Here is a 24,318-nt window from a genome sequence, read left to right on the forward strand (position 1 = left end):
ACATTTTTTATTTGTACCTTGATCGATTGAAAATAGTCAAAGCCTTGTTGGGGCAAATCTCAGCTCGATGCCAGTACTGACATCCATTCCGTCGCGATCATATCAGGATTGATTCGCTGGCCCAATGCATGAGATCTTTCAGCAAACTGGATTAATTCCGCATCGCTTAAATCCATGATCTTTACCATGTAGGATTTTAAGGATGTTATATTTGCGGTAGGGAAGATATAACCATTTTCTCCATGCTCAACAAATATGTCGTTGGCTCCACATGCATCAGACGAAAGAATGGGTAAGCCTGCTGCTGCAAACTCATGAATGGTCACAGACCAGGGTTCAAACAAACTAGGCACTAACAAAAAGCCTGAAGTTGTTATAATCTCCAATAATTCATTTTGAGTTCTAAAGCCATCCACGTGCAAGTTATTTTTTGCAATGGATTCAATAACCAATGGTCCTTTACCGACAATGGTCAAGTTCCAATCTTTTTTATTTTCTATTTCATTCCATGCCTGCAGCATCATTTTTATTCCCTTCTCTGGTGCAAAACGACCAAGGTAAAGAAAGCGATGGGGATATTTTTTGTTTTTGACTGGATGGGATTTTTCAAAATATTCATTAAACAATTCTAGATCCGCTGAATAACAACCTTCTAAGATCTCATCTGAAAAAAAGCCAAGAATTTGGGCGTATTTTTTCTGCCTTGGTCCTGCAACAGCAATGTGGCTGAATGCAGTTTTGTGGGTGTATTTAAAAATCAATCTGGCAATCCATTGTTTCCAGCTACCATGCCATTGAGTATCTGATAAGCTCACCACAGGCAGGTCAAAATTTTTTCTCCATTTTTTACAAACCTTTGTATACATTGGATCCATCCATCCTGAAGTAAAAATAATGGTAGCAGGAAGCTCCAGCAATTTTTTATACAAAGTGTCTGAGTTGAAATCTGATCTCGAATAAACTTCCAGATGTTCAATGGACGGAGGGTGAAATTCCATTTTTAGATGATTTGTCCAGCGAACAACGGTAACCCTTGCATTCCAGTTGTTGATCAAACTGCGTATTACAGCCATATTGTAAGCCTGCAATTCGGCATACAGAAATACAATCTCTATTTTTCCATTGGAAGTCACATTCATTGCTCCAAAATCAACAATATGTTTGGACTTACAATCAGATCTTTCGAACTTCTGCCGGTCACAAATAATTCAACTTTCATTTTCAACTTCAAGATGACAAGCAAAAAGATTCGGATCCAATTCAGCAGAGGATTGCGAATGTCCATGTTGGACTCAATCACCTGCAGTTTTGAAAATCCACAGGACAAACCAAGTTGACTTGCTGAGGATGCATTCAAAAGACACTCATGGGTAAAATCTCCATAAGCATATCGATTGGGAAGGATGGCATCCATATTGGGTGTGCGAAAAATAATTTTACCTCCACGATTCAATCGGCTTTTTAATTTTAACATCAGCTGTACCAATTCATTTTTGGTGAAATGTTCGATGATATCCATGCCAAATATCAAATCATAGTTGGATGGAGTATTGTTGAGATATTCATCGATGCCTGCACACTCAGCCTGAGTCACACCCATGGACTTTGCTACTTCAATTTGTTCGGGACTGAGGTCCACCCCTTTAATTTGATGAAAACCATTTTCCATTAAGGCTTTCAGTAAGCTACCTGATCCACAACCAAGGTCCAGAATTCTGCTTTCTTTTGGAAAGTCCTTCAGGAGTGGAATTAGCTCTTGTTGAAATCTCCATTTTTCCTGATTGAAAAGTTGGATCATTTGATTCTTGTGTTGTCTGCCACTTTGTGTGGAGAAATAATTTTGGTAGAGCGTTTTTCGATATTCCAAATGGGTGAGATTTTTGGTTGAACAATGGTGTGAAAATAAAAAGATATATATACTTACAAGAAAACCCAAATTTAGCAGGATTTTAATTATCAGACCATCGAATGGAGCTCAAAACAAGCCGGATACAATTCCCGCTGTTTCGCTTCTTCGCTTAACTTTGCCCTTTATTTCTCTATGGCAAATCTTGTGATCAGCGCAAAGAAGTTGATACTGAAGCATGGTAATGTTTTGGTATTAAATGATTTATACATTGATGTGCAGGAAAGGGACTGGGTCGAAGTCATTGGAGCCAGCGCATCTGGCAAGTCCACGCTTATTAAACTATTCTACGGGATGAAGCAAGACCTTGTCGGTACTATCTCAGTATTGGATTTTTCCCTCAATCCGGTCACCAGAGATTTTCAATCTGCCAGACGCCGAATGGGTTGTGTTTCAGAGTGGATTCCACTACTACCGGACAAAACAGTCCGAGCCAATTTGGCCATTGCCCTGAATGCAGCAGATAAAATCAAGGATCTCAACACAGCTCAGGTCATTGAAGATATTTTATCAAAATTCAATCTGCAGGATAAGTCCGGCGAATTGGCTGAACAGCTCTCAAGTTCTGAAAGATTGTTGGTACAATTGTGCAGAGCATTGGTAATCAGACCTCGTCTGCTGTTGCTCGATGGATTGTTTGATCAGCTGGATGAAAATCTGATTCAGCTCACCAAAAATGAAATTCAACAAATTGCACTCAAAGATCCATTGACAGTCGTCTCTACCGGAATTTATCTCAAGCCCTATAGCCCCGAACACAAGCGTGTTTTTTCCCTGGAATTGGGAAAACTTAAGGAAATCAAGCCATCCTAAGCACTTTGGTCATTGCTCTGACTTGTTTATCTTTGCGTGCTTTAACCAAAGTACACCAAACATGTTTGAAAGTCTAAATGAAAAACTCGAATTCGCCTTTAAGAATATTAAGGGAGAAGGAAAGCTCACCGAACTCAATGTAGCAGAGTCCATTAAGGAGATCAGAAGAGCCTTGGTGGCCGCCGATGTCAACTATAAAATTGCCAAAGAATTTACAGACAAAGTAAAGGAGAAAGCCCTCGGCACCCAGAATGTCCTCAAAGCTGTCAAACCCGGGGAGTTGATGGTCAAAATCGTGCTGGACGAGCTGACCGAGTTGATGGGTGGACAGGCAGCGGGTTTGAATTTAAGTGATCATCCCGCAGTGATTTTGATATCCGGTTTGCAGGGATCTGGAAAAACCACCTTCTCCGGAAAACTGGCCCATTATCTCAAAACACAAAAGAACAAAAAAGTCCTCCTGACCGCCTGTGATGTTTACCGACCGGCAGCCATCGATCAGCTGACCGTCATTGCGGAACAGGTTGGTGTTGAAATTTTCAAAGATCTTGAGAGCAAGGATCCTGTTGCTATTTCTAAATCGGCCATTCAGTATGCGAAAGACCAAAAATTGGATGTAGTCATTGTGGATACCGCCGGACGTACCTCCATCGATGAAGAAATGATGGCTGAAATAGAGAATGTCAAAAATACCATCAAGCCTTCTGAGACAATCTTTGTGGTGGACTCCATGACAGGACAGGATGCAGTCAACGTCGCTGCCACTTTTCACGATCGGATTCAATATGATGGAGTTGTGCTCACCAAAATGGACGGTGATACCCGGGGTGGTGCGGCCTTGTCCATTAAATACACGGTTGGCAAGCCCATCAAATTTGTTTCTTCCGGTGAGAAAATGGAGACGCTCGATGTATTTTATCCGGATCGCATGGCGCAAAGGATACTGGGTATGGGCGACATTGTTTCCCTCGTCGAAAAAGCGCAAGCCAATTTTGACGAGAAAGAGGCAAAAAAGATGGAGAGCAAAATCAAACAGAACAAGTTTGATTTCAATGATTTCCTGGTCCAGTTGCAGCAGATTAAAAAAATGGGGGACATCAAATCCATTCTGGGAATGTTACCTGGAATCGGCAATGCAGTCAAAAATTTGGACATCGATGACAAAGCCTTTGGTAAAGTGGAATCAATCATTCAGTCGATGACCCCCAAGGAAAGAGCAAATCCTGAGTTGTTGAACATGTCTCGGAAGACCCGCATTGCCAAAGGATGCGGTAAGACCATTCACGAGGTCAATGCTTTTATCAAACAGTTTGAAGAAATGAAAAAAATGATGCATTTCATGAGTAAAGGCAACAACATGGCCAACATGATGAAACAGATGCAAAACATGCGCAGGTAATTGCGAAAAATCTTCCGGGCGATTTTCGTTCTATTTTGCTTAATTTTAGGCCATCAATGGTTTAATCATGCAAAAGACAATTGTAGTTTTCTTCTTTTTATCATTTGGTTTTTCTAAAATGATTGCCCAGTTGCCAAAGGGTAGTCAGGCAATCGATATATCTGCCACGGACATCAACAACAACGGGTATAGTTTATTTGCATCCATGGCGGGAGGGAAGTCTGCCTGTCTCGATTTTATGGCCACCTGGTGCGGACCTTGCTGGTCTTTCCACGGGAGCCAAACATTGAAAAATGTCCATAACAATTTAGGGCATCTGACCACAGTAGTCATGATGGAGTCAGATTTTTCCACCAACACCAACTGTCTTTATGGTCCATCCGGTTGTACCGGCATAGGAACCCATGGTAACTGGGTCTCAGGAACGCCATACCCCATCATCAATTTGACTCCGAGCAACGGAGGATCTGCGGTCAATGATTACAATGTCAATTATTACCCGACCCTCTACATTATATCGCCTGATTTTCGGGTTTGGGAAATCACCAACAGGTCCTACGCAGAATATTACAACTGGATCGTACACAGTTTTAGCTTGAATGTATCTGCACAAGTCACCCATTCCACCTGTGGTGACAATGGACGCGTGGATTTAAATCCAACGGGGGGATATGGAACTTTAAAATACAAGTGGAGCAACGGTGCAACGACAGAGGATCTGGTTGGAATTCCTGGAGGTGAATATGAGGTAACGGTCACGGATGCCAATGGATATTTTGAAACCTATGGCCCCTGGAATGTAGATGGCCCCGATCGCCGCGTCGATATCACCCATCAAACCATAAAGCACAATGACTGCTTTGGCTATCAGCAAGGTCTGATAACTGTTCAAGTTGCTTATGGCACACCGGGATACCAATTTCAGTGGAGCAACGGCAATCAAACAAACGAAATCGATCAATTGGCTGCTGGCAGCTATCTGCTCACGGTGACCGATGCGGTAGGTTGTACGATGACCCGTCATTTTAACATCACACAGCCAGCAATTCTCAAAGCAAATATTACCACTTCTGGAGAAACCTGTGATCAAAAAAATGGATTTATTGGCGTTTCGGCACAAGGTGGTACAAAACCCTATTATTACGACATAGGCGGAGGTAAAAAAACCAGCGCAGTATTTGATAAATTAAAGGCCGGGGTTTATCAGCTTTCGCTGACGGATTCAAAACAATGCCTTTTTTCCGAAGAAATTTTCATCGATGGCACCCATCGCCCACTGGTAGAAGCTGGTGCAAATGCATCTCTTTTCTGTGGTAAAGACACGCTGTTCCTGGAAGGTATTGGCACGGAGACAGGTGCAGATCTGATCCATAGCTGGTCCACCAAAAATGGTCGGATCATTGGTGATAGCAATACCCTTCAAATAAGAGTCGTGAAGGAAGGAACGTATAGATTGTATGTAAAAAATTTGCTTACCGGCTGCGACAACAGCGATACCCTCAAAGTAACAGATCACAGGTCATTTCCTGATCTGCTGGTACCAAATGACACCCTGATCAATTGCTATCATCCTGAAATTGCCCTATTGGGTCAAACTAAAACCAAATCGGCGAAATATTTTTGGACGAAAACCGATACGAGTTTCCTGGATACGTCTGCAACGATTTTGGCCGCTGCGAAGGGATCTTATGTGTTCAATGTTTTGGATACTTTGAACAATTGTTTGAAGAAAGACACTGTGATTGTTGGTGAAGACTTAATACCTCCGCTTATCAGACTGGAATCCGGACTTTTGAATTGCATCCAAAAGGAGCTAGAGCTGAAGGCAGAATTGAGTGCTGCAGGATTAAATCCTGAAATTCAATGGTCCACTTTGGATGGTAGAATTCTGAGTGGAGAAAATAGCCCCATCGTTCGCATCGATTTACCCGGAAAATATGAACTTATCGTCCTTAATACCGACAATGGATGTAAGACCTTGATCGAAACCACCATTCTGGAAGACAAAGAATTGCCTAAAATTGAATTTGGCGTATGGCCGGAAGATTTGAGTTGCTTGAAAACGGAACTTCGGATTGGGAAAGAACAACCAGATCCTGAATTGAATTATAGCTGGAGTAGCCATACAGGACAAATTATTTCTGACAAAACTTCTCATGAAATAGTTATAAACAAGGCAGGAATTTACAAACTTCATTACAGTGGTAAAGCCAATGGTTGTGAAGATTCAGCCAGCATTGAAATTTTTGAGCAAACCAAATTGAGCCCTTCTTTTGATTATCGGGTTTCCGGGTTTGAGGTGGAATTTGCAGACAAATCAAGCGGACGACCCATCACCTGGCATTGGTCTATGGGAGATGGGCAAAGTTATAGAGTGAGCGATCCTGTTCACAAATTTGCAGAGCTTAAAGCATACGAAGTTTGTCTTGAAGTGGGCAATGAATGTGGTTTTGCAAGTCTTTGCCAATTAATCGATTTGGGCAACAGCGGAAATCAATTGGCCTTTGCCTCCTGGGAGATAGACCATGTCCAATGCTTTGGTGGGGTCGATGGCCACATTAAACTGCAGGTCATGGGAGGACTGCCTCCTTATTTTGTGCGTTGGGAGCATGGAAGTACTGAAATGGAATTGTTTGGTCTCAGTGCTGGAGAATATTCGGTGGAAATATACGATCGGATTGGTTCGGTAATAAAACGAACTTTTACAATTCAACAAGCACCAGAATTGGATCTGAATCATCTTGAAATCATTCACATCAGGGGAAATGACAAGGGAGCCATTCAGCTGCAAGCGGAGGGTGGGGTTCCGCCCTATCAATTCAATTGGTCCAATGGAGAGATTACCAAAGACATAGCCCAGCTTGAAGCTGGTGAATACCATTTGACCATTACAGATGCGGTGGGTTGTAGCAAGATTTTTGGTCCATTTATGATATCAGATCTTTCATCCGTAAGTGGAATTGTAGAGGAACATATAGATATTTATCCGCAACCCGCCAATGAGCTTATTTGGATCAGCCTCGGTGAAGAGTTTGAAGTTCCACTCAGAGTTGATTTGTACAATTCTCATGGAAAATGGATAAAAACGGAATGGTTTTACCAACAGGGTTTACAAAAACTGGATTTATTTGAGTTTCCGACAGGAGTTTACCTTTTACATTTGAAAGATTATTCCGGTAAATCTTTGCGCAAGCAGCTGATTGTCCTCAGAAATTAAGAACCCAACCATAAGTTTCACCTGCCACATTCCTGAGGGACATTCTCCATCTGACAAAAAGACTTTGACTTTTTCAGATTGCTTTTGTACAATGCGCTATATTTACAGCCGCAATACACCAAAACTTATCAAAGAATGAAACTCCTCATTTCAATTGCTTTAAGCATCAGTTGTTCAATTCCACTTTTCGCGGATTTTAAATTGGTTTGTCCTCCCGATATAACCATAAGTTGTACAGAAGATTACAGCAATTTGGACCGATATGGAGAGGCTTATACAGAAGAGAATGGTCATATCAAATGGCAGCACGATTGTAAAATTGTGTACAACATTGATGAATGCGGTGTCGGCACCATTATGCGTACCTGGGGGGTAATGAACCCGGAAACTTTTCTTTGGGAGACTTGCTCGCAATGGATCACTTTGAGCAATGCAAATGCATTTGGTTATCGGGATATTAGTTTTCCACCATCTATTACAATTGAAAGTTGCAATCCCGCAGATAGTCTGAAGCGTTTGCCCAGGCCGTATGATCGACCCAGCTGGAGGACCAATAAGTGTGCAAAACCCATGCTTAATTACAGCGATCAGGTGTATAAAATTTCAGATGGATGCGTCAAAATCGAACGGACCTGGAAGATTTTGGATTGGTGTGTGTATGATCCGTTCACCAATCCCGGCCGGGGTATTTTTACCGGAACACAAATCATCAAACTAATTACTAAGGACAATCAGGCAAGCATTGTATGTCTCAAGGATACCCTTGTTTTGGCTGAAAAGGAATGCAATGGGGCAGAGGTGATTTTACCCACTGCTGTTGTAAATTCTTCATGTAACATGCCCTATACCATCAAAAACACATCACCTTATGCCAAAGATTCCCTGGGCAATGCCAGCGGATTTTATCCGATTGGCACCACCAGGTTTTACATCATCGCAGAATACGGATGCGGATCTGTGCTTAAATGTGAAGTTTCGGTCACAGTCCAAAGTAAAATTCAACCCACCCCCTATTGTTTAACCGGAGTGATTGTTGATCTTATGCCCATAGACGATGATCTGGATGGCACCGCGGATAGAGGTATGGCAGAAATTTGGGCTTCCGACCTTGATAAAGGAAGTTTTCACAAATGTCCTGGCCAGAAATTGAGATTTTCATTTTCGAAGGATCCTTCTGAGACCCATAAAATTTTTACCTGCGATGAATTGGGTGACAATGAAGTAGAAATCTGGGTGACCGATTCACTGGGCAATCAGGATTTTTGCAAAACAGTTGTCACCATTCAAAACAACACAGGTATCCCGGATTGTAAAGGGAAAAATATTGTGGTTGAAAAATCTGATTTTACCCTTGCCCTGAAAGACGCTCAAACAGGAAAAATGATTCAGTCCTTTAAAATCCAGTTGGAAAATCAAAATGACCATCAAATGTTTTCATCCAAAACCAATCACAAAGGCGAATACTTTTTTCAACAACTTGAAAAGGGACAGAATTATAGGACCCATGTTGAAGTGAAAATAAATGATCGGAAAAACATAGACCAGTTTGATTTGATGCGTTTAAAAGACCTGGTCCTCGGCCGTGCCACCGAAATAAATCCCTACAAATTGCTGGCTGCAGACATGAATGCAGATGGACAATTGACCCATCATGATGTTCAACTATTGGAAGATCTCCTGAATTCAAAAATTCAACATTCTGAATTGCCCCAGCCCTATGTGATGGTACCAGAATCCCATCAGTTTGGATCGGCTGACAAAGTCTTGGCTGAATATGCTTCTATGAAATCAACCATAATCAGTATGGGGGATCAGTCAAAAGAAGTTTTGTTGGTCATTAAAACAGGCGATCTGAATTCCTTTGGCGCCAGTCGCAGGAAATCAAAAGTTATCGCACCTGCGGAATAATGATGAATACTACTTTTCCTGTCGTCTAAATTCCTGCACAATCATTCCATTTCGGATTCTGGGCTCAAACCAGGTGCTCTTGGGTGGTAAAATTCTGGCGTGATCAGCCGTTTTTTTAAATTCATCGTGGTGAATCGGGTAAAACATAAAGCCCACCAGTTGATTGCTTTGCTCTGTGTGTTTTAAAACAGATCTCAATCCTTTTACACCTTCCACATATTTTATTCTGGGGTCTCTTCGCACATCATGGATACCCAGACATTCTTTCAAAATCAAGTCATTAAAAAGATCGACATCAAAGGCAAGCTGGTTTTTTTCTGCAATATTCCGAATGTGCTCAGGATGCCATCTAAACTGGTAAATTTGTTTTCCCAATACAATGAGTAACTCAAACTTTGACACAGGAGAGCTGATATTTTCTGTCAAATCGAATGAGCCGTATGCCTGCAATTTGTTCAATAAGTCCATTTGAAATAGATCCTGACCCACATCCACGATTCTGTTGTAAGACATAATGCTCAGTTCATCAAAATCAAACCAGGCACTCAGGATAAAATTCAGACCACGTTCGACCAATTTTGGTCTGGCTTCTAAAACATCACTCATGGCGGCCATGCGATGATGACCGTCTGCTATATATGCAGAACTTACCTTTTCTGCAAACAGTCCTGTCAGCCTTTTTTCAATTGTAGAATCAGAAATTCTATAAAATTCGTGGGTCTGCTGTCCCTTGGTAAAATGAAATCGATAGATCAGTTGATCCTCTCTGATGGTTTGATGAATCAATTGATGGATTTCTACCACAGGAGAATAAGTGATTAGCACGGGTTTGATGATGGCTTCCCTTTCCAGGGTAAGTGCGATCATCAATTCTTCTTGTGTGATGAGCGTATTTTCATGTTTTTTGATACTCCCGGTCAGGTATTCTTCGATGTTGACACCGGCAAGAATGCCATGATAATTTCTATCCACTGTGCAAATGCGATAGACAATAAGACCCGGATCTTCTTGAGGGATGAAGAACGCCTTTTTGTGGTATTGTGGATAGGATTCTTTTAACTTGCTAAAAAATGTTTCTCCGTCAATAATTTTGGCAAAGTCAGGAACAGCATAATAAATTGGGCGAATTTCCAACTGTTAAAATGGATCTAGCTTGGTTTAAAATATATTCATTGGGTGCATTTATCCTTTGTAAAAAGGTAATCCCACGACTTTGGCTTTAAGGTTTTTAGAACCCATATTGACCAGAATTTCCGTTTCAAGTTTGGACATACTGATGGGTAAATAGGCCAAACCGATCGATGCATTCAATGAAGGAGAAAATGTGCCACTGGTCACTACACCAATTTCTTTTTCAGACAGATCAAGTACTTTGTACCCGTGCCTGGGCACTCTGCGGTCCTCCAGCCAAATGCCACAAAGTTTTTTATTCAGGCCGTTTTTCTTCTGATTGACTAAAAATTCCTTTCCGTTAAAATCTGCTTTCTGGAGTTTGGTGATCCAACCAAGACCGGCTTCCAATGGACTCGTATCATCGTCAATGTCATTTCCGTACAAACAAAATCCCATCTCAAGTCTCAGGGTATCTCGTGCACCAAGCCCCACCGGCAACAAACCTTTTGGATGTAGATCCTTCAAAAGGAGATCCCAAATAAATGCGGTATTTTCATTTTCCAGATACAGTTCAAATCCCCCTGCACCGGTGTATCCTGTGGCAGATATGATTACATTGTCAATACCACCAAATTTTCCTTTCCTAAATTGATAGTATGGGATACTTTTTAGATCGATATCGGTATAATCTTGTAACAATTCTGCCACTTTAGGACCTTGAATGGCCAGCAGTCCGGTTTTATCCGAAATATCGATCAATCTTGTGTCAAAAGTATTAAAAGATGAAATCCAATCCCAATCCTTTTGGATATTGGACGCATTGACCACCAGCATAAAAGCTTGTTCACCTTCTGCACACTGATCATCAAATAGCCGGTACACCAATAAATCATCCACAATCCCACCATCAGGTCTAGGAAGACAGGAATATTGGGCTTCACCGGGATTCAGTTTGGAAGCATCGTTGGAGCTTACCTTTTGTACCAGATCAAGCGCCTGCTTTCCTTTTACGATAAATTCACCCATGTGCGATACATCGAAAATGCCTGCAAAATTTCTGACAGCTTCGTGCTCTTCCTTTATTCCGGTATATGAAATGGGCATATGATAACCTGCGAATTCAGCCATCTTGGCTCCGAGGGCTATGTGTCGTTCTGTTAAAGCGGTTTCTTTCATATTTCTTCTTTTGTTATTTTCGATCTATCCAGAATTTTAATGGATTTTATTTGATCCCCCACTAAAATACTTGCCAGCACATCCATGCCTTTGGTCAGCTGGCCAAAAATACTGTAATTCCCGTCCAGATGGGGTGTAGCGGTATACGTAATAAAAAATTGACATGACTCTGTATCCATACCCGCGCTTGCCATTCCAATTCGGCCAGGTACATCATATCTTAGCTCAGGATGAATTTCAGTGCGGATGCTGTAGTCCATACTACCATAACCATCTCCAATCGGACATCCGGTTTGAATGACAAAGTTGGGGACTACGCGGTGAATTATTTTATTGACAAAATAATCGGTTTCGATCAACTCAATCATATTGCAAACAGAGCCTGGAGCAATGAGAGGGTATAGCTCACACTCCATGGGTCCTTTGTCTGTTGTAATTTCAATCGCAATGGTATCCTTGTAATTTTTGAGTTTTTCCCAATTAATCGGGTGATTGAAATTGGGTTTTTTAATATCGGCAGGAATTTTTTTCAATTTGGCCAAAGCCCTGGAAAGATCATTGAAAGTTTCAATGTCTTTTGGTAAGATCAGTGCATTTTGTGTTTCCGCAAAAATGGAGTCGGCTTTAAAAAAGGTCTTGAGATAAACCAGCTCATTGTTGGCAAAGGCTGTTGAAATAGCAGAAATACTGCCAAGTCTTTTCTTTTCGCAGGATTGAATGAGATATTTGCTGATTTTCTGGTAAATCGGATTTTTTGGTCCTTTGAAAATCACCGGAAAAACAGCCTTCTTGACCATATACATCACAGATTCGGTCAAAGCAGTGTGAACAACATCAGAAGAAGCAGATTGATTGTTTGAAATTAACCAGTCAATCTCTTTGTACTCTGAAGAAAGAGCTTTGATGTAGGCCGATTTTTCATAGGGGTTTTTGCTTTTTACCATGTGGTTTTTAATCTGTTGGATCAGACCTGATCTGGTCAGGACTTTGTAGGCCGGCACTATTTTCAGGAGGGCTTCGTACAACAATGCTTTGACCTGCCAGGAAACGCCTCCCTGGTTGATGACACCGGTCAGATAATCTTCCTGGAATTCCTGACCATTCTCCACAAAATATTGAGCGGCCTGCACAGCCACCTGTGTGGATGGATTGAGCAATGCTTTTGAAGCCAGACTGCTGGCTTTGCCTCCGGGAAAGAATTGCAATCCGCGGACGATGGATAACTGCACCCTGTGATCCAAACCTCTTCGATACAACTCTTCCAATTCTGACAATGCTGCTGCAGTCCCAATTCTTGCAAATGCATGGATCAGACACAATCGGATGTCTGGATCTTTTTCTTCATAACAGGCTTCTTTATGGGCGTTGAAAAATGGTTTGGTGTCGTGTTCTTTGAATCGCATCAGCGAATGCGCAGCCCATAATCTGGATTTTTGATCATAGCTTTTGTTGGTCGCAATCTCTATTAATTTGGCTGTTGATTGCGGGCAAAATTTACCGCGCAGTCCATACCTGTAGAGCGCCAGTACCTGCCCTTGCACGTAATCGGGATGTTGATGGTTGTAAGATTTAATTTCACAGATCAGATTCAAGGTAGAATCAGAACCGCACCGACCGAGGGCTTCCAAAATCAAACCATTGGTTTTATTGAATTCTCCGGATGAATCCACCCCATTAAAAGTTTTTATAAGGGCATTTTCTGCAGCGGGATGTCCAATTAAACCAAGTGCGAAAATGGCTTCCTGTTTGACCTGCTCGACCGGATCTTCCAAAAGTCTGATGATCGCTTCAAGATGGTTCGAGTCTTTACAAACCCCCAGCGCTCTTGCAGCCAACAATCTCTTATATGCCTTTGGTTCAGTTAAAGCCAGTGCCAACGAGTCCTTTTCGCGCCTGTCCTGCCAATCCAGAATCCTCACCACCTCAGGATCAGTCAATGAATAAGTTGTTTGAGTCAAATCAATGGCTTCCGGAGGAACACATCTAAATGGAACGCACAAGAGCAAGCAAAAGATCAGAGGCAGAAAATGAGACATCAATCGATCAGGCCTTATTAATAAAATAGGCTTAGATGATGGTGAGAAAAGATATTTTATCAATGGTGATGATTCATTTTTATTTTAATCAATCTTCAGCAACCACATCATCCACCGGCGTATTGTCCTCGTCGTCAAAACTAGGAATGGGTCTTGACATCTCATGGGCAGGCGGATTTGGTTTTTCCCTTTCTTTGGCGGCCACACTTTTTGTGGCATGGGGCACCAACAGCAAACGCTGGCGATCGATTAACTCTCCGGTGACAGAACATATCCCGTAAGATTTGTTTTTGATTCTCACCAGGGCCAACTCGAGATTTTGGACAAATTGTCTTTGTCTCTCAGCCATTTTTGTAAGGAATTCGATTTCGGTATGGATCGAGCTATCGTCAAACCAATCTCCACCTTGCTCATCAGACATGTTTTCCCGCAGTTCCATCATCTGTTGCTCAAGGCCAGCCAGTTCAGTCTTGGCAGCCACCAACTTTTCATCTATGATGACTTTGAATTCCATCAACTCTTCGTCTGAATACCTGGCTTTCATATTATCTTAAATTTGACCGCAAAATTAACATCGTACTTGGCTTTAAACCTTTATTTTTTATTAAATAATCGCATTATTTAATACGTATATATGTAATATACCTATTAGTCAATATGATATCACCAAAATTGGGGGCTGTTTGTCGCCCGAATCGCAGCGTTTGACCTATGCTCCCAACATCTTAAACATTTCTGCACACATGGCTGGGAGATCATAATGTGGTTTCCAAGCCCAATCCTTTCTGGCTTCAGAATCATCGATGGATTCGGTCCATGATTCTGCAATGGCTTGTCTGAAATCGGGTTCGTATTCTATTTTGAAGTCGTGAACCTTTCTTTTGATTTCAGCGGCAATCTCTGCAGGTGTAAAACTCATACCCACCAGATTATAGCCAGATCTCAGGCTAAGACTTTTTCCATCGGCCTCCATCAATTCGATGGTAGCTCTGATCACATCATCCATATAGATCATGGGAAGTCTTGTATCTTCCCTCAGAAAACACCGGTAGTATTTAGATTTTATGGCGGCATGAAAAATTTCAACCGCATAATCAGTGGTACCTCCTTCCGGTAAGGACTGCCAGCCAATCACTCCCGGATAGCGGATGGACCTCACATCCAGACCGTATCTTTTGTAGTAATATTCGCACCACATCTCTCCCGTTATTTTGGAAATTCCATAAACGGTGGTGGGCATGAATGAGCCAAACTGAGGTGTATTCACTTTTGGAGTAGAAGGCCCATAAATGGCGATAGAACTTGGAAAGAAAATGCGCTGAATATTTTTTTCTACCCCCAATTCAAGGACGTTTAAAAGACCCTGCATATTGATCTGCCAGGTTAAAAGTGGGTTTTTCTCGCCGCTGGCAGAAAGGATCGCTGCGAGATGATAAATCTGAACAATGCCATGCTCGTCAATGGTGCGCGAAATGGCTTCTTTGTCCAGTACATCCAGTAACAAGAAATGTGGAACAGGATTCGAAGGTGTTCTGATATCAGAACAAATGACCTGATCCTGTCCGTATCTTTTCCTGAGAGCATCGGCCAAAACAGTCCCAATCTGACCATTGGAACCTAGCATGAGTATTTTCCCCATAAAGGATCTTTAATTTGACCGCAAATAAAAGCAAATTCTATTGCTTTCTGTGATTGGATTGGTCTGAAAATTTGGGGAATGTTATTTCAACTTCAGCTTGCCTTCACCCACTTTAAAGCCTTTGTTGTACACTTCCACTGAATACATGCCTTTTTGAAATCCTCCCGGATTACTAAATTTACCACAGCCTTCTTTTTCATCGTTGTTATAGCTTACATTGGCAGTAGTGCTGTACTTAACCGTTTCATTGGTTGCCAAATTTCTAATCACTCCTGAGCCGGAGGACTCAATGGTTTGTGTTTCACCAATTGGATTAATGATTCTGATGTAAAAAGTTTCATTTCCGGTATCTGCGTTGGCATTTTTAGTAGTCTTAAAACACACCTCGATAAAATCAACTTCCGCTGCAGTACTTCTTTCACGGGCTTTTTTGCCATCTCTGCTTTGCATTCCGGCTACTGATATTTTCTGGACATTGATGGCGCTTGCTTTGTTTACCCGGGCGCTCAATCTTTCTTTTTCAGAACTGATGTTTTCTTTTTCAGAAATCAAAGTGGATTTGATGTTCTCGAGCTGTTGCTTTTCTTGTTCTTTGGTTTGCACCTCCTGGGTTAACTTTTCTTTCTCAGAACTTAAAGACTGATTGGCACTGGTCAATTCCTGGTTTTCTCCTTTCAAACGATTGATTTCTGCCACATACTCGTTGAGTTTACTCTTCATGTTGGCCATTTCATCTTTCGCTTTTCTGAGATTTTTGCTGTCCACCAAGAGTAAATTAATTTTTTCCTTTTGAAGTCTGAGTTCTTCTTTTTGTACTTCAATGCTTCTGTTGAGCTCTTCGTTGTCTGTTTTCATGGTGTTCAGTTCGGCCACTGATTCCTGGTATTGTTTTTCCAGTTCAGCCTTGGCTTTATCAAGCTCGACGATTTCCGTTTCTTTGGTCATATTGTCTTGCTGAAGACTGCGGTTGTTGACAAATTGATACACATTTGCGCCCAAAAGAGCCAGAATTGCTACAAGAGCTGCGGCTTTCAGGTTTTGATTTGATTTTTGTTGAGTCATCTTTTTTCTATTTTATGGTTGAACGTGTAAATTTAACCCAATTTTGTATCTTAGGGGCTGATTAACAAAATATTTAGCACAGCATGAAAGAATCCCGTAAAATTTTATTCCTTGACATTGAGACGGTTTCAGCTGCGATGGAGTGGAAGGAATTGGACAGCAAGTGGCAAGAGTTGTGGGCAGCAAAATCAAAATTTTATGCCCAACAGCACCCTGAACTATCAGAAGAACAGATTTATACCGACCGGGCTGCTATTTTTTCTGAATTTGGCAGAATCGTATGCATCAGCCTGGGAACTTTTCACCAGGATGGCATCCGGCTGAAAAGTCTGGTTGGAGAGGAGAAGGATATTTTGCTTCAATTTTTTGACATGGTAAATCTGCATTTTAACGATCCTCAAAAACATGGATTTTGCGGACACAACATTAGAGAGTTTGATCTTCCTTATATCTGCAGACGGGCCATCATTTTAAACATTCCGATACCGCCCATTCTGCAATTGTCCGGAAAAAAACCTTGGGAAAGTCATTACATTTTGGATACGCTTGAGATGTGGAAATTTGGTGACATCAAGAATTTTAGTTCGCTCGATTTATTGGCTGCATGCCTGGGACTTCCCAGTTCCAAGACAGACATCAGTGGGAAAGATGTCAGCCGTGTTTTTTGGCAGGAAAAAGATATTCAACGGATTGCTGAGTATTGCATGAAAGATGTGGCTCTGACAGCCAATGTTTACCTCCGACTTTTGGGTTTAGAACCCATTGCGGAGGATAAAGTAGAGACCCTTGCAGTCTAGTGGTATTTATTTGAGAAAGAATTTTTCCAACCTGCGCTCTATTTTATTTTCTCCGATCAGCTCAAGCAAGATGTATTCCACCAGTGGCTTTCGGTTCAATGGAAACATTTGAAAAATATGCGAGCTATAGCAGCCATGGTTGGTTTGAATTTCTTGGAGTATTTTTTTTCTGATCTGTTCTCTTTGCACTCCTGAGTCATCCAATGATTTTTCGGACAGGCAGTTGTCGCATTTTCCACAATTCAAGGCCTTGCTTTCCCCAAAATACTCCAAAATATATTTTTGTCTGCATCCAGTATGATGCACCCAACGAACCATTTCTGCCAGTTTTTCCAATCTGATATCGCGGTAGGATTTCCATTTGGATAGATCCAAATTTTGATTAAAGTTTTGCAGGAAAAAGAGACTTTGGTCATTGTCTGCAACTTCAAAGCTGATTAGTTTTTGATTGTGAAGAGCCACAAAGAATTCCCGGATACTTTCGGGAGATTTATTCAGCAGGCTGACTAAGAAATCTTCGTTGATACGGGTGGGTACCTCCAAAATACCTTCGTGTGTGCGCAATAGTAATTTGATCCATGGTATTTTATCAGAGTCCCCAGACTGACTTAGTTTTTCGTAAATGAGTTCAGGAGATTTTAAAAATTGTATTCTGGATTTTGACTGAATTCCTTCGCCCAGTTGAATCAGGCCGGCTATTTCAAGATATTTCAAACCAGAATAAACAACAGCCAGGTTTTCTCCCAAATTTTTTGCGAAAGAGGAGAGGTCAAAATATTCGATGACGGATCCGTCTGGCGCGGTATTCATTTTTTTTAGATGATGCCATAAGTTCAGAATCCATTGGTCGGGAAGATCGGAGGCTTCAAATTTTTCAATCAATGTCTTTTCGTCCTTGTTGTTAAAAAGTACCACCGCCCAGGATGCTTTTCCATCTCTTCCTGCGCGACCGGCCTCCTGAAAATATTCTTCCAATTGATTGGGTAAATCAAGGTGAATGATCAATCGAACATCCGACTTATCTACGCCCATTCCAAATGCGTTGGTGCAACACATAATTCTACATGAGCCCGACATCCATAGCCTCATCTTTGCGGCTCTGATTTCAGGATCCAGACCAGCATGATAATGATCAGCAGATAGGCCCTGCTCCTGGAGAAATCTTGCCACAGTCACTGTTTGTCTGCGGTTTCTGACATATACGAGGGCAGAGCCTTTTAACCGATTCAGAATGTGCAAAAGACTGTTTGGTTTGTTCTCAGTCTTCACCACCGAAATGGAAATATTGTCGCGCCTGAAAGAACTCTGATAAATCTTGGGGTCCTTCATCCGGAGATGCTCAAGAATGTCTTGTTTCACTCTTGGAGTCGCTGTAGCGGTCAATGCCAACACGGGTAATTTCAGAGGTTCTGTCAATTCATGAATTCTTAAATAACTCGGTCTGAAGTCATATCCCCACTGAGAGATACAATGCGCTTCATCCACAGCCACAAAGCTCCATTTGATTTGTCCGATCCATGACATGGAATTCAATAATTTCTCCGGACTCAAATACAATATTTTGATTTCTCCAATTTTCAATTTTTGAATCATTTCTTCAGACTCCGCTTTGTTGAATCCGGAGTGCAACATGGCAGCAGATATTCCTTTTTTGCGCAGGGCTTCTGTCTGGTCTTGCATCAGTGCAATCAGTGGAGATACAACCAAAGCAACTCCCGGCAAACACAGTGCAGGAACCTGATAACAAATGGATTTTCCGCCACCGGTAGGCATCAGAGCCAGGGTGTGTTGACCATTCAGGATCGATTGAATAATTTTTTCCTGATCATGCCTAAACGCACCATAATGCCAATATTTTTTGAGGATTTCGACTGGATCTGGCATGCCTTGTCATTGTCAAAAAGAAGGACAACGCAATTTTGTACTGCGTCGATTCTGAAAGGAAGCTGGATTGGATGGATCTGAGGGTTTTAAGAAATATTGCAGGTGAATACCCATGGTTTGAAACCAATCCTTGTCTTTGTCATTTCCCCTTTGAGACCCATTGGGAAACCTGTTTGGATTACCCAACTCTGCTGCCAGGTATCCATTTCCATTCAATAAATCATCATAAGAAACATATTTCCCGGACAAATCATCGAGATAATCGGTTTGTGTTCTGCGCCATTTAATGTCCACTCCAATCGCGATGCGCGAAGAGATCGCGTAGTTTATGCCCGTCCCAAAACCTATCGCGTGAGAGAATAAATCATATTTCTTAGGATAGCCAGGCATCCCCTGACCTTCAGTGCCAACATCCACCAGATCAATCCATCTCCCTTCAAATTTGGTTCTGGGATTGAAACCAAAGAAACTCAATCCGAAAGAAAAATAGGGCTGAAACAAGGTCTGAATGGGGATCCATTGAAAAAAATAAAAATCCATACCGAGATTGACCTCATGCACCAGTGTGGTGAAATTAAAGTTCCTGATTTTTTTCCATTCTTGTTTTGAAATCGCATCATCCGCATGCAAGCGCAGGTTCCAATATTGGATCTTAAAAGCAGCACCACTGCTCAACCAATATCCAGCCTCTATTCCCAATGCTGGCCTGGTTTGGACAATAACAGAGTGAAAGTCTTCTGTAAGGTCGCCTGCATAATTGGATCCTCCAAGAAAAATTCCAACATTGACTGGTTGACTTCTAAGATAAGGCAAAGAAATTTGGATCAGGAAAACCGCGAAATGTATTTTAAACACCCAATTAAGCATTGCTAATCAAAACTATATAGATTAAACAAGTTGCAAATATAGTATAATTTAAATTTTTATGGATGGGATCCGGACAGGTGGATTACAAAGTATGTGCACCCTTGTTTTTGAATCGCTGGAATCTTAAACCTGCGTTAAATTTCATCGGGTCTCGCTTGGCTTGCATTGATGCTTATTCATTTAAACGATTATTAGTAAACGCATTACGATATTTGATTAAAATTTTTTCTTCTTATCCAAGGATCCTATCAATGGGGAATTAATCGTCCATTCCAACAATTGTAGGCATTGGACGTTTTTGATGGATAAACCTACAAAATTCGTTTGCATGAAATTTTTGTTTTCCAATGTTTGGCTTGTTCTGACCATTCTGACGCTTCAATGGCTAAATGCCCAATCTTCTGTTCCTAAAAACTGGTTTAACCTGGACCCGCAGACCAGCCAATTCAATGGAGTGGCTGCAGACAAAACCCACAAAGAATTATTGACCGGAAGACCTGCCAAAACAGTGGTGGTTGCCATCTTGGATTCCGGCGTGGAACCAGAACACGAGGATCTGAAATCGGTCATGTGGGTCAATCCAGGAGAAACACCCGGCAACGGCATTGACGATGATAAGAATGGCTACATCGACGACATTCACGGTTGGAATTTTATCGGAGGAAAAGACGGCAACGTCGGAGCCGATACCTATGAGACCACTCGCCTGTACGCGCAGATGAAATACAAATATGATCATGCAGACCCCGACAAACTCAACAAAAAACAAAAAAAGGAATTTGCCGAATTTCTAAAATTAAAAAATGATGTGGAAGGCCGAAGATCCAGCGCCAAAGCCAATCTTGAAGGAATGATGGCCACACAGAATCAGGTGATGTCCGGTATCGATGCAGTCGTCATGGCTCTGGGTGATCGTCCATTAAGCCTGGAGAATCTGGAGACCATCGAAGACAATGATTCCAAAAAACTATCCATGGGAATCGCCATCGCCAAAAGCATTCTTTCCCAATCACCGGACATCAAAACCGGTGTCGAGCTAAAGGATTTTGTGAAAAAAGAATACAGTGATGGACTCAATCATTTCAACAAAGAACTTGAATACAATTTCAATCCGGATTTTGACAGCAGAAAAATTGTGGGCGACAACTATGCCGATGTCAACGAAAGATTCTATGGCAACAATGAGGTTGAAGGACCCGATGCTACGCATGGCACCCATGTGGCGGGCTGTGTGGCTGCTACCAGAGGTAATGGTCTGGGTATGGAAGGGGTGGCCACCCATGTGCGTATCATGAGCGTAAGATGTGTGCCGGATGGTGACGAAAGAGACAAGGACGTGGCCAATGCCATCCGTTATGCAGTGGACAATGGTGCGAGTATTATTAACATGAGTTTTGGTAAAGGACATTCTCCCAACAAGGATGCCGTAGATGAGGCCGTAAAGTATGCGGCTTCCAAAGATGTACTCATCATTCACGCGGCGGGCAATGGATCGGCAGACCTTGACAAAGTACCCAATTACCCGAACAAATATTATCAGAAGAAAAAATTATTTAAATCCAATAAAGCCAAAAACTGGCTCGAAATCGGTGCTCTTTCCCACGAGCAAGGCACAGGGATGATTGCCGGATTTTCCAATTATGGAAAGAAAAACGTCGATCTGTTTGCTCCGGGTATGTTGATTTATTCGACCGTTCCAAACAATGGCTATGAAAATCTGCAGGGCACTTCCATGGCAGCACCCATCGCGGCAGGTGTCGCCGCAATGATTCGCAGTCATTTCCCCACTTTGACAGCAGAACAAGTAAAAGAAGTTATGCGCAATTCGGTCATCAAATCAGATCTCAACGTACGTGTTCCCGGTAAAGAGGGTGGATCCAAAAAGTTATCCGATCTTTGCTCCACGGGTGGATTTGTCAACGCCTATCAGGCGATTCTGCTTGCCTCTAAAACCAAAGGAAAGAAAAAAATAAAAGATTGGGTGGAACCCGGACCGATTGTACCCTCAGTCGGCGGTCCAAGGACTTAAGTCTTTTGATCAATATGTTTGCAGTTGAATCTTCGGACGTCTTAATATGGGGAAAACTTCGATTGGAATCATTGCTTGACATGATCTTTTGATCTGTAAAAAATTTTATCAGGCCAAGTACAAACGGCGAACTTATGCTTTCAATACTTTGGCCATCGCAATACAAAGTCCTCTCAAAAAAAAAGCCGCCGGAAAAATCCAACGGCTCTTTTTTACGTATTTTAATTTTTATTCCGTAATCATCAGTTTTCCCCTGTGGGATTGATCGCCCGATTGGATATGGTACAAAAACAAACCATCCAATTGAGCAGGCAACTGATTCAGCTCGATGATTTGCTGGCCTTTGTGGATAAACAGTTTCTTTTGATAAACTTCTTTTCCAGACAAACTGATCAGACGGAATTGCATTTCTCTCGACTCGTTGGCAAATAGATCCAAATACAAATGACCATTTTTGCTGACCGGATTGGGATATACACTGAACAAAGTGAAATGATCCGTTTTTGTTTTTGTCCGATCAGATCTGGTCTCTGAGATTTCAGATCTTATATTGCCTGCATTGTCATCCAGATCGCCTAATTTGATCACATAATAATCAGCTTTGTCATAACTTGATCCGATCTTCTGAAAGTTCATATAGGATGAAATATCTTCCTGATAGGACAATTGGGCAGATTTAAAAACATGGGCTTTGGGCACAAATCTCCAAAGTACCTTCAATTGATCCAATGGCACTGTGCCATTGACCAAGCCGTACAATAAATTGAAATCAGCATAATCAATGATTTTGTCCTGATTGAGGTCTGCGGCCAAAAGTTTGTATGGGTCTGTGATGGCTTCCATCTTGAGCAGATGACGCAGCAATATGATTGCGTCATTGACATCAATGCCCTTTAGATCCTTTTGGTCGTATTCCGGGATCAACTGATAACTGTTTTGATGGGTCAGATTGAGAAATGAAAACTGTCCCTGATTTTTGCTCTTGGTATTCATGACCAAGGCACCATGCAAAGTATCCTGATGGATCGTAATGACGGTATCCTTTTTTTGGATGTAGTAAATGGTGCCGCTGGGTGCGCGAATGGTATCGTATTTTGTGCGTATGCTGGTATCGCGGCGAATTTGGATCTGGTAGCTGTTGATATCCTTAAGGCTTAGACTGACGTTTTCCATGGGTTGTTGATTGGGAAAACTGATCAATCCACTGATGTTGAGGAGTTGTGGAGGACTCGTCGTCAGGCTGTCCTTTCTTTTGCAATTGGGGATCTTGGCGTTGTTGTTTTGGACTTCGATGTAGGTTTTACAAAAGGATTGATTCCCTGAGCTGTCCGTCACCCAAATCTCCACTTCATTTTTGCCTAGTTCGTCACAGGTATAAATCCGGTTCATGTCTCTTGGATCGTTCGAAAAAGAAAATGTGAGGTTTTTCTGTCCGCATTTGTGGAAAGAACCCCTGTCCAGATCCTTGGCCCATACTTCAACCATACCCGCATCAGTCTGTCCATCGCGGTTGGTGTCCAAAGGCATCAGAGCGATAATGACTCCGGTGAGGCAGTAGGGTGTAGGACCAATTTTGTTGCGCACCGTAACACTGACCTGACATTTGATTTCCTGACCACATCCATATTCTGCGATGATGTAAAATTTGGTCGTCCCCAATGGATAATGTCCACTGGCATCAGGTCCCGACGTATCGGCATAGGGAGATGTATTTCTGATTTTGTGAATGGCACCGCATTTGGAGAATGCTTTGGCACTGTCAAGCTTCACATAGGCACCTTTGCAGTCCAGTTTTGCATCCACCACCGTGTCTTTTGGACATTGGATGTAAGCCGTGCTGTCTTTGGCGACCAACTTGATGACCTGAGTGTAAGTCCAAAGTCCAACCGCAGGCTTGGCATTGGGCACGTATTGGCACCAATCGATGACCTTCCAGTCCCTTAGGATTTTCATACAGCCGTCGGCCACGGTAAATTTCATGTCCTTATAGCTGTACATGGGCTGACTGCATTTTTTGTTGGAAAATCTGGGATAGGAAAACTCACGCGGTAAATTTTTTGGGTCTGCGGAAGGGTTGCATCCTTCCAATTCCGTAGATTTTGGCCAGATGATGTCAGAGTAGCCAAATGAGCTGCCTGTTCCGGTAATGGTGATGATTTGTTCGCAATAATGCCATTTCCAATGTTTGTCTTCATACTCCCATCGACGGATGATTTGACCAATCCCACAGGAATTGGTATTGTAAATCACGGTCTTGGGCTTTGGTCCATCGCGTTTGACGTAATTTTCCCAAATAAAGACTTTGCCCCATTTGTCCAGATTGGAAATGTCTTCTTCACAGCTGATGGTGACATTTTTAGGGCACTCTAGATAAATGGACTGGGGTGCACTGGCTTGAAGGTTTTGGAGGGGGAGGAGCATCAAAATGGCCATAAACAGGCCGTAGAAACCTTGAATCGTAGTTTTCATGAT

At 42.0% G+C, this 24,318-nt stretch carries 17 protein-coding genes; 6 read left to right on the forward strand and 11 right to left on the reverse strand.

Going from position 1 to position 24,318, the window contains the following annotated elements; genetic code table 11:
* Window positions 1–59: 59 nt before the first annotated feature.
* Window positions 60–1,139 carry a glycosyltransferase gene (locus IPM48_09365; protein MBK9271796.1) on the reverse strand — a complete coding sequence of 360 codons (1,080 nt, stop codon included), beginning with the start codon at window positions 1,137–1,139 and terminating at the stop codon, window positions 60–62.
* Window positions 1,136–1,798 (reverse strand): class I SAM-dependent methyltransferase, encoded by a 663-nt coding sequence (locus IPM48_09370; protein MBK9271797.1) that lies wholly within the window; start codon window positions 1,796–1,798, stop codon window positions 1,136–1,138. The genes IPM48_09365 and IPM48_09370 overlap by 4 nt, the downstream gene beginning before the upstream one ends.
* A gap of 243 nt (window positions 1,799–2,041) precedes the next feature.
* On the opposite strand from IPM48_09370, the gene IPM48_09375 reads away from it, so the two are divergent.
* The 4 genes from IPM48_09375 to IPM48_09390 all read left to right on the forward strand — a co-directional run bounded on the left by IPM48_09375 (window position 2,042) and on the right by IPM48_09390 (window position 9,243).
* Window positions 2,042–2,719: an ATP-binding cassette domain-containing protein gene (locus IPM48_09375; protein MBK9271798.1), complete on the forward strand. Its 678-nt coding sequence runs from the start codon at window positions 2,042–2,044 to the stop codon at window positions 2,717–2,719.
* Window positions 2,720–2,780: 61 nt separating this feature from the next.
* Complete coding sequence (gene ffh, locus IPM48_09380) at window positions 2,781–4,118, forward strand: signal recognition particle protein (protein MBK9271799.1); 1,338 nt, start codon at window positions 2,781–2,783, stop codon at window positions 4,116–4,118.
* Window positions 4,119–4,185: 67 nt separating this feature from the next.
* The gene (locus IPM48_09385; GenBank protein MBK9271800.1) at window positions 4,186–7,335 is read left to right on the forward strand and encodes a T9SS type A sorting domain-containing protein; all 3,150 of its coding nucleotides are present in this window, start codon (window positions 4,186–4,188) and stop codon (window positions 7,333–7,335) included.
* A 135-nt stretch (window positions 7,336–7,470) separates the two neighbouring features.
* The gene (locus IPM48_09390; protein MBK9271801.1) at window positions 7,471–9,243 is read left to right on the forward strand and encodes a hypothetical protein; all 1,773 of its coding nucleotides are present in this window, start codon (window positions 7,471–7,473) and stop codon (window positions 9,241–9,243) included.
* Between the two features lie 9 nt (window positions 9,244–9,252).
* On the opposite strand, the gene IPM48_09395 is transcribed toward IPM48_09390, so the two are convergent.
* From IPM48_09395 to IPM48_09420, 6 genes are all read right to left on the reverse strand, one after another.
* A complete protein-coding gene (locus IPM48_09395) occupies window positions 9,253–10,377 on the reverse strand; it encodes a DUF1015 domain-containing protein (protein MBK9271802.1) in 1,125 nt (374 codons plus the stop codon).
* Between the two features lie 48 nt (window positions 10,378–10,425).
* Complete coding sequence (gcvT, locus tag IPM48_09400) at window positions 10,426–11,532, reverse strand: glycine cleavage system aminomethyltransferase GcvT (protein ID MBK9271803.1); 1,107 nt, start codon at window positions 11,530–11,532, stop codon at window positions 10,426–10,428.
* Complete coding sequence (locus IPM48_09405) at window positions 11,529–13,568, reverse strand: peptidylprolyl isomerase (GenBank protein ID MBK9271804.1); 2,040 nt, start codon at window positions 13,566–13,568, stop codon at window positions 11,529–11,531. The genes gcvT and IPM48_09405 overlap by 4 nt, the downstream gene beginning before the upstream one ends.
* An 88-nt stretch (window positions 13,569–13,656) precedes the next feature.
* The gene (locus IPM48_09410) at window positions 13,657–14,112 is read right to left on the reverse strand and encodes a TraR/DksA family transcriptional regulator (GenBank protein MBK9271805.1); all 456 of its coding nucleotides are present in this window, start codon (window positions 14,110–14,112) and stop codon (window positions 13,657–13,659) included.
* A 165-nt stretch (window positions 14,113–14,277) separates the two neighbouring features.
* Window positions 14,278–15,207 carry an NAD-dependent epimerase/dehydratase family protein gene (locus IPM48_09415; protein MBK9271806.1) on the reverse strand — a complete coding sequence of 310 codons (930 nt, stop codon included), beginning with the start codon at window positions 15,205–15,207 and terminating at the stop codon, window positions 14,278–14,280.
* 81 nt (window positions 15,208–15,288) lie between these two features.
* Complete coding sequence (locus IPM48_09420; protein MBK9271807.1) at window positions 15,289–16,269, reverse strand: hypothetical protein; 981 nt, start codon at window positions 16,267–16,269, stop codon at window positions 15,289–15,291.
* A gap of 83 nt (window positions 16,270–16,352) precedes the next feature.
* Here IPM48_09420 and IPM48_09425 point away from each other — a divergent pair, with 83 nt between their 5' ends.
* Window positions 16,353–17,066: a ribonuclease H-like domain-containing protein gene (locus IPM48_09425; protein MBK9271808.1), complete on the forward strand. Its 714-nt coding sequence runs from the start codon at window positions 16,353–16,355 to the stop codon at window positions 17,064–17,066.
* A 6-nt stretch (window positions 17,067–17,072) separates the two neighbouring features.
* Here the strand turns inward: IPM48_09425 and IPM48_09430 are convergent, their stop codons facing one another.
* Both IPM48_09430 and IPM48_09435 read right to left on the reverse strand, forming a co-directional pair.
* Complete coding sequence (locus IPM48_09430; protein MBK9271809.1) at window positions 17,073–18,950, reverse strand: RecQ family ATP-dependent DNA helicase; 1,878 nt, start codon at window positions 18,948–18,950, stop codon at window positions 17,073–17,075.
* Window positions 18,951–18,962: 12 nt separating this feature from the next.
* Window positions 18,963–19,763: a hypothetical protein gene (locus tag IPM48_09435; protein ID MBK9271810.1), complete on the reverse strand. Its 801-nt coding sequence runs from the start codon at window positions 19,761–19,763 to the stop codon at window positions 18,963–18,965.
* Between the two features lie 382 nt (window positions 19,764–20,145).
* Here IPM48_09435 and IPM48_09440 point away from each other — a divergent pair, with 382 nt between their 5' ends.
* The gene (locus IPM48_09440) at window positions 20,146–21,846 is read left to right on the forward strand and encodes a S8 family serine peptidase (GenBank protein ID MBK9271811.1); all 1,701 of its coding nucleotides are present in this window, start codon (window positions 20,146–20,148) and stop codon (window positions 21,844–21,846) included.
* Window positions 21,847–22,074: 228 nt separating this feature from the next.
* Here the strand turns inward: IPM48_09440 and IPM48_09445 are convergent, their stop codons facing one another.
* Window positions 22,075–24,315, reverse strand: coding sequence for a T9SS type A sorting domain-containing protein (locus tag IPM48_09445; protein ID MBK9271812.1), 2,241 nt, complete (start codon window positions 24,313–24,315; stop codon window positions 22,075–22,077).
* Between the last annotated feature and the right edge of the window lie 3 nt (window positions 24,316–24,318).

Source organism: Saprospiraceae bacterium (genome assembly GCA_016715965.1).
Lineage (GTDB): Bacteria > Bacteroidota > Bacteroidia > Chitinophagales > Saprospiraceae > Vicinibacter.

Bases quoted from the DNA above. Each gene is read 5' to 3' on its own strand.
- IPM48_09385 (MBK9271800.1), top strand. From the start codon at position 4,186: ATGCAAAAGACAATTGTAGTTTTCTTCTTTTTATCATTTGGTTTTTCT.
- IPM48_09365 (MBK9271796.1), bottom strand. From the start codon at position 1,139: ATGAATGTGACTTCCAATGGAAAAATAGAGATTGTATTTCTGTATGCC.
- IPM48_09390 (MBK9271801.1), top strand. From the start codon at position 7,471: ATGAAACTCCTCATTTCAATTGCTTTAAGCATCAGTTGTTCAATTCCA.
- IPM48_09420 (MBK9271807.1), bottom strand. From the start codon at position 16,269: ATGACTCAACAAAAATCAAATCAAAACCTGAAAGCCGCAGCTCTTGTA.
- IPM48_09415 (MBK9271806.1), bottom strand. From the start codon at position 15,207: ATGGGGAAAATACTCATGCTAGGTTCCAATGGTCAGATTGGGACTGTT.
- ffh (MBK9271799.1), top strand. From the start codon at position 2,781: ATGTTTGAAAGTCTAAATGAAAAACTCGAATTCGCCTTTAAGAATATT.
- IPM48_09370 (MBK9271797.1), bottom strand. From the start codon at position 1,798: ATGATCCAACTTTTCAATCAGGAAAAATGGAGATTTCAACAAGAGCTA.
- IPM48_09445 (MBK9271812.1), bottom strand. From the start codon at position 24,315: ATGAAAACTACGATTCAAGGTTTCTACGGCCTGTTTATGGCCATTTTG.
- IPM48_09405 (MBK9271804.1), bottom strand. From the start codon at position 13,568: ATGTCTCATTTTCTGCCTCTGATCTTTTGCTTGCTCTTGTGCGTTCCA.
- IPM48_09440 (MBK9271811.1), top strand. From the start codon at position 20,146: ATGAAATTTTTGTTTTCCAATGTTTGGCTTGTTCTGACCATTCTGACG.
- IPM48_09430 (MBK9271809.1), bottom strand. From the start codon at position 18,950: ATGCCAGATCCAGTCGAAATCCTCAAAAAATATTGGCATTATGGTGCG.
- IPM48_09425 (MBK9271808.1), top strand. From the start codon at position 16,353: ATGAAAGAATCCCGTAAAATTTTATTCCTTGACATTGAGACGGTTTCA.
- gcvT (MBK9271803.1), bottom strand. From the start codon at position 11,532: ATGAAAGAAACCGCTTTAACAGAACGACACATAGCCCTCGGAGCCAAG.
- IPM48_09375 (MBK9271798.1), top strand. From the start codon at position 2,042: ATGGCAAATCTTGTGATCAGCGCAAAGAAGTTGATACTGAAGCATGGT.
- IPM48_09410 (MBK9271805.1), bottom strand. From the start codon at position 14,112: ATGAAAGCCAGGTATTCAGACGAAGAGTTGATGGAATTCAAAGTCATC.